Here is a 6,302-nt window from a genome sequence, read left to right on the forward strand (position 1 = left end):
GACAGCCGCCACCCTCCGCAAGCAGACCGGCGGCGCCCCCTACCCCGCGCCCCGCAACATCCTCGCGGCCGCCGTCGAGGGCTCGCAGGTCGACTTCGAGACCGCGCAGGTCATCGAGGCCCGTTACTTCACCGAGCTGGTCACCGGGCAGACCGCGAAGAACATGATCCAGGCGTTCTTCTTCGACCTCCAGGCCGTCAACTCCGGTCGCAGCCGCCCCCGGGACATCGCCCCGCGCCCCGTCTCGAAGGTCACCGTCCTCGGCGCGGGCATGATGGGCGCGGGCATCGCCTACGCCTGTGCCAAGGCCGGCCTGGAGGTCGTCCTCAAGGACGTCTCCGCCGAGAACGCCGCCAAGGGCAAGGCGTACTCGGAGCGCCTCCTCGACAAGGCCGTGGCCAGGGGCCGGACCACCGAGGCCGAGCGGGACGCGCTGCTCGCCCGGATCACCCCCACCGCCGGCGTCACCGACCTCGCGGGCTGCGACGTCGTCATCGAGGCCGTCTTCGAGGACCCGGCGCTCAAGCACAAGGTCTTCCAGGAGATCCAGCACGTCGTCGCCGCCGACGCGCTGCTGTGCTCCAACACCTCCACGCTGCCCATCACCCTGCTCGCCGAGGGCGTGGAGCGGCCTGCCGACTTCGTCGGGCTGCACTTCTTCTCGCCCGTCGACAAGATGCCGCTGGTGGAGATCATCAAGGGCGAGCGGACCGGCGACGAGGCCCTGGCCCGCGCCTTCGACCTGGTCCGGCGGATCCGCAAGACGCCCATCGTCGTCAACGACTCGCGGGGCTTCTTCACCTCGCGCGTCATCGGCCGGTTCATCAACGAGGGCGTGGCGATGATCGGCGAGGGGCTGCCCGCCGCCTCCGTCGAGCAGGCGGCGGCCCAGGCGGGCTACCCCGCGAAGGTGCTCTCCCTCATGGACGAGCTGACCCTCACTCTGCCCCGCAAAATCCGCGAGGAGACCCGGCGCGCCGTGGAGGAAACCGGTGGCACGTGGGCGCCGCACCCGGCCGACGCGGTCATCGACCGGATGGTGGAGGAGTTCGGGCGCACCGGCCGGAGCGGTGGCGCCGGGTTCTACGACTATGTGGACGGCGAGCGCGCCGGGCTGTGGCCGGGGCTGGCGGAGCACTTCGGCCGGCCGGACGCCGCTCCGGTCCCCTTCGCCGACATGGTGGAGCGGATGCTCTTCTCCGAGGCCCTGGACACCGTCCGCTGTCTGGAGGAAGGCGTGCTGACCTCGGTCGCCGACGCCAACATCGGCTCGGTGCTGGGCATCGGCTTCCCCGGCTGGACCGGTGGGGCGCTCCAGTACGTCAACGGCTACGAGGGCGGGCTGCCGGGCTTCCTGGCCCGCGCCCGCGAGCTCCAGGAGGCGTACGGCGAGCGGTTCGCGCCGCCCGCGCTGCTGGTGGCGAAGGCGGAGAAGGGCGAGACCTTCACGGACTGACGTGCTCTGGACCGACCTGCCCTGACAGGGGGACGTACGGGGGCGCTCAGCCCCCGTACGTGTCCCGCAGCTCCTGCTTGAGCGACCGCTGGAAGGCGGTCACCAGCGCCTGCACCACCATCGGCTGCATGTGCGCCGACAGCGACTTCATCGCCTCGACCTGCTCCGGGTCGTCCTCCCGCTCCCGGTAGGGGCCCCAGACCTCCTCGTGGAAGAGCCGCGTGAGCTCGCGCGCCGTCGCCCGGGCGTGCTCCAGGAGGACCGTACGGGCCGCGAGGATCGTGCCCAGTGAGATGGGCACGTCCAGGAGCGCCAGGCCCAGCCCCAGCAGTCCGGGGTCGACGCGCAGGGCGTCGCCGGACCCGGGGCGTTCCAGGACGTTCATGGCGGCGAGCCGGTCGAGGTCGGTGTCGGTGAGGGGGCGCCCCACGCGTCGCTCCAGCGCCTCGCGGGTGGTCTCCTCGGCCTTGTCCGGGGTCCAGGAGGCCACCAGGGCGCGGTGGATCGCCAGATCGTGCGCGCTGAGATCGGCCGGGAGCCCGCCCAGATAGCGTTCGATGGCGGCCAGGGTGAGGCCCTGGTGCTGGAGCTCCTCGATCAGCGCGAGCCGGGACAGGTGGGCGGAGCCGTAGCGGCCGACGCGGCGGGGGCCTATCTCGGGCGGGGGCAGCAGGCCCCTGGTGCTGTAGAAGCGGACCGTGCGGACGGTGACCCCGGCGCGGGCGGCCAACTCGTCGACGGTGAGGGAGGGTTCCTCGGTATCGGTGGCCATCTGCGTGCCTCGCTCTCCTGTCGCGCCCTCGCGCCCTGCGGGCTCAACAGTATTGCTGTGCCACCACCGCTGTGAAACCCACCACTGCTGTGAAACCCGGAAACGGGAAGGGGCCCGTCGCCATGGCGACGGGCCCCTTCGGCCGGACCGGAGGACCGGATCAGTGAGGACCGGATCAGTGCTGGTGGCCGTTCTGCGCCGCCTGGATCTTCTTCCAGGACTTGGGCTCGGCGGCCTTGGCGGGCGCCGCGAGCGCCTTCCCGGACTTGTTCGCCTTGGGGGCGGCCTTGGCGGCCGTGGCGGCCTTGCCGATGCCGTCCTTCGCGGCGACGGCGGCGCTCGGCTTGCTGTCCGTGAAGAGCCAGGTGTCGAAGAGGCCCTTCAGCTGCTTGCCGGTGGCCTTCTCGGCGTACGCCACGAAGTCCTGCACGGAACCGTTGCCGAACTTGTTGTCGGTCTGCCAGCCCTTGAGGACGGCGAAGAACGCCTTGTCGCCGACCTTGTTGCGGAACGCCTGGAGGGCGACCGCGCCACGCTGGTAGACCGCGCCGTGGAACTGGTTCTCGGCGCCCGGGTCGCCCGGCTTGACCTTCCAGAAGGCGTTGTCGGCCGGAATGCTGTCGTAGACGTAGTCGGCGAGCTCCTGCGTGGTGCCCTCGCCCTCCTTGTCCGACCACAGCCACTGGGCGTAGGTGGCGAAGCCCTCATTGACCCAGATGTCGCGCCAGTTCTTCACCGAGACGTTGTCGCCGAACCACTGGTGGGCGAGCTCGTGCACGACCAGGGAGGTGTTGGCGCCGTTGGCGAAGCCGGAGGGGCTGTAGTACGGGCGGGTCTGGGTCTCCAGCGCGTAGCCCGTCTTGACGTTCGGGACGTAGCCCCCGATCGCGTTGAACGGGTACGGGCCGAAGACCTTGCTCTCCCAGTCGATGATCTCGGCGGAGCGCTCGACACTGGCCTTGGCCGAGGCGAGGTTGTCGCCCAGGTCCTTGCTGTAGGCGTTGAGGACCGGAAGGCCGTCCGCCGTCTTGTCGGTGGTGATGTCGAACTTGCCGATCGCCAGCGTCGTCAGGTACGAGGCCTGCGGCTTGGTGGCGCGCCAGTTGTAGCGCGTCCAGCCCAGCTTGGACGTCTGCGACTTGAGCTCGCCGTTGCTGACCGTCTGAAGGCCGTCCGGCACCGCGATGGAGATGTCGTAGGTGGCCTTGTCGCGCGGGTGGTCGTTGCTCGGGAACCACCAGGCCGCCGACTCCGGCTCGTTGGCCACGACCGCGCCGTCGGGGGTGCGCTGCCAGGCGGAGTACCCGCCGATCTTCACCTGCGAGGGGGTGCCGCTGTAGCGGACCACGACGGTGATCTGCTTGCCCTCGGGCAGGGGCGCGGAGGGGGTGATCTCCAGCTCGTGGTCGCCCGACTTGGCGAAGAAGGTCGGCTTGCCGTTGACCGTCACCTCGCTCACGTCCAGGGCGAAGTCCAGGTTGAAGCGGGACAGCGCCTGGGTGGTGGTGGCGGTGAGGGTGGCCGTGCCCTCCAGCTTGTCCGTCTGTGGCTGGTACTTCAGCCGGAGGTCGTAATGGGATACGTGGTAGCCGCCGTTGCCGGCCGTCGGGTAGTACGAGTCGCCGACGCCCGGAGCGCCCGGCGTGGGCTCCGCCGCCGACGCCGGGATCGCCAGCAGCAGGGAGGCGGCGGCAGCGGCCGGAACGATCAGTCTGTGACGCACGAGGCACTCCAACTCGTAGGGGGCGAAAGATCAATCGCAGCCTATGTACTCATTGGCGGCGCGGGTGTGTCCATGGTGCTTTCTGTCATGTGATCGACACACCGGTGACACCGTAGACCCCGTCAACCCCCTTCTGCACAGCGGTTTTCCCGCGCTACCGTCCGCCCCGTGCCGATACGTAAGCGGAATTCCCGCATCCCTTGGACGAAGTCCCTCCCCACGGCGCTGCTGGCGCTGCTGGCCGTGCTCCTGCCGACCCCCGCGCTCGCCGCCCCCACGGCGAACGGCGGGAAACCACCGGGCGAGAGCAGACCCGTCTACTCCTACGACCGGGCCGTCCGCGAGTCCGTGTGGGTGGACACCCGCGTCGACGGCGACCGCGACGGCCGCACCGACCGGGTGGCCGTCGACATCATCCGCCCCCGCGAGGCCGCCGAGCGGGGCCGCAAGGTGCCGGTCATCATGGACGCCAGCCCGTACTACTCCTGCTGCGGGCGCGGCAACGAGAGCCAGAAGAAGACCTACGACGCACAGGGGCGTCCGCAGCAGTTCCCGCTCTTCTACGACAACTACTTCGTCCCGCGCGGATACGCGGTGGTGCTGGTCGACCTCACCGGAACCAACCGTTCCGACGGCTGCGTCGACATCGGCGGCCGCTCCGACGTCCAGTCCGCCAAGGCCGTCGTCGACTGGCTGAACGGCCGCGCCCGCGGCTACTCCTCACGCACCGGGACCAACGCCGTCACGGCGGACTGGACCACCGGCGCGGTGGGCATGATCGGCAAGAGCTACGACGGCACGATCGCCAACGCCGTCGCCGCCACCGGCGTCAAGGGCCTGAAGACGATCGTCCCCATCGGGGCCATCAGCTCCTGGTACGACTACTACTTCGCCAAGGGCGCCGCCCTCTTCGGCAGCGGCCCCGACGGCCTCGCCAACGGCATCGAGAGCCCCGAGGCGCGCGGCCGCTGCCAGGCCGTCCAGCGCGAACTGGTCGAGGGCGCGCCGCGCAACGGCGACTGGACGCGGCTGTGGGCCGAGCGCGACTACGTGAAGGACGCCGGCAAGGTCCGCGCCAGCGTCTTCGCCGTCCACGGCGCCCAGGACCTCAACGTCCGCACCAAGCACTTCGGCCAGTGGTGGGACTCGCTCGCCGCGCACGGCGTCGAGCGGAAGGTCTGGCTCTCCACGGCGGGCCACGTCGACCCGTTCGACTTCCGCCGCGAGGCGTGGGTGCCCACCCTCCACCGCTGGTTCGACCACTACCTCCTCGGCTACGACAACGGTGTCGAGCGCGAGCCGATGGCCGACGTCGAGCGGGCCCCCGACCAGTGGTCCACCGACCGCGTCTGGCCCCCGCGCGGGACGCGCACGGCCGTCCTGCGGCCGGGGACGGGCACGGTGCCCGGCGTCGGCACACTGGGCACGGAGCCGGCGCCGCGCGGCACGACGGCGGAGTTCACGGACGACCCGAAGCTCGGCGAGGCGGACTGGGCGACGCACATCGACGAACCGACGTCCGGCAAGGCGGGATTCGTCACCCGCCCGCTGTCCCAGGACCTACGCCTGTCCGGCTCCTCGACGGTCCGGCTGACGGTCACCCCGTCGACGGCCTCGGCACACCTCTCCGCCGTCCTCGTCGACCTCGGCCCGGCCACGATCCGGAACTACGCGGGTGACGGGGAGGGCATCCTCACCCTCGCGGACCGCAGTTGCTGGGGCGCCGGCACCGCGAGCGACACCGGCTGCTTCAAGCGGACGGCCGCCGACCGGACCGATGTCGGCCACACGGTCTTCAGCCGAGGCTGGGCCGACCTCGGTCACGCCGGGGATCTCGCCCACGGCCGCCCGTTGACCCCCGGCAAGCCGTACACCATCACCCTCGACCTCGCCGCGACCGACCACATCGTCCCGGCGGGCCACCGCCTGGCCCTGATCGTGGCCGGCACGGACGCGGGCCTGATCGTCCCGGCGAGCACCACGCCGCGCGTGACGGTGGACCTCCACCGGGCGTCGGCGAGCCTGCCGCTGGTCGGCGGCGCGGCGGCGTTCGCACGTGCGACGCGGGGTGACGCTCCCGGGGGCGTCGCCCCCGGCTCGCCCCCGCACGGCCTGCGACTGCCGGAGCTGACGCACCGGCCGTAGCCGGCACACGGCGCCGCCTCACACGAGACAGCACCCTCCACCCGCTCCCGAGCCGCGCGGCGGTGATAAACGCTGTCCCGGCCTCTCCGAGGACGCCGCCGTACGCGCCCCCGTGCCGGCTCAGGCGTGGAGCGTCTCCAGCAGGAGGCTCAGCTCCTCCCGCTCCCCGGCGGGCAGCGGGAGGAGCTGAGCCTCCTGCTGGAGAC

4 protein-coding genes are annotated in these 6,302 nt (G+C 71.3%); 2 read left to right on the top strand and 2 right to left on the bottom strand.

Annotated features, from left to right (window positions below; all coding sequences use genetic code 11):
* Positions 1-1,456: 3-hydroxyacyl-CoA dehydrogenase family protein (locus K6I33_RS29980; RefSeq protein ID WP_229357688.1), on the top strand; the 1,456-nt coding region annotated here is incomplete at its 5' end.
* Between the two features lie 46 nt (positions 1,457-1,502).
* Here K6I33_RS29980 and K6I33_RS29985 read toward each other — a convergent pair.
* Both K6I33_RS29985 and K6I33_RS29990 read right to left on the bottom strand, forming a co-directional pair.
* Positions 1,503-2,228 carry a MerR family transcriptional regulator gene (locus K6I33_RS29985; protein ID WP_229357689.1) on the bottom strand — a complete coding sequence of 242 codons (726 nt, stop codon included), beginning with the start codon at positions 2,226-2,228 and terminating at the stop codon, positions 1,503-1,505.
* A gap of 175 nt (positions 2,229-2,403) precedes the next feature.
* A complete protein-coding gene (locus K6I33_RS29990; protein ID WP_229357690.1) occupies positions 2,404-3,951 on the bottom strand; it encodes a M1 family metallopeptidase in 1,548 nt (515 codons plus the stop codon).
* A 168-nt stretch (positions 3,952-4,119) separates the two neighbouring features.
* Between K6I33_RS29990 and K6I33_RS29995 the strand changes: the two genes are divergently transcribed.
* Positions 4,120-6,096, top strand: coding sequence for a Xaa-Pro dipeptidyl-peptidase (locus K6I33_RS29995; protein WP_229357691.1), 1,977 nt, complete (start codon positions 4,120-4,122; stop codon positions 6,094-6,096).
* Positions 6,097-6,302 lie beyond the last annotated feature (206 nt).

This window comes from Streptomyces sp. UNOB3_S3, from assembly GCF_020740895.1.
Lineage (GTDB): Bacteria > Actinomycetota > Actinomycetes > Streptomycetales > Streptomycetaceae > Streptomyces.

Excerpts from the sequence above, each read along its gene's own strand:
- K6I33_RS29985 (WP_229357689.1), bottom strand. The coding sequence starts at position 2,228 with ATGGCCACCGATACCGAGGAACCCTCCCTCACCGTCGACGAGTTGGCC.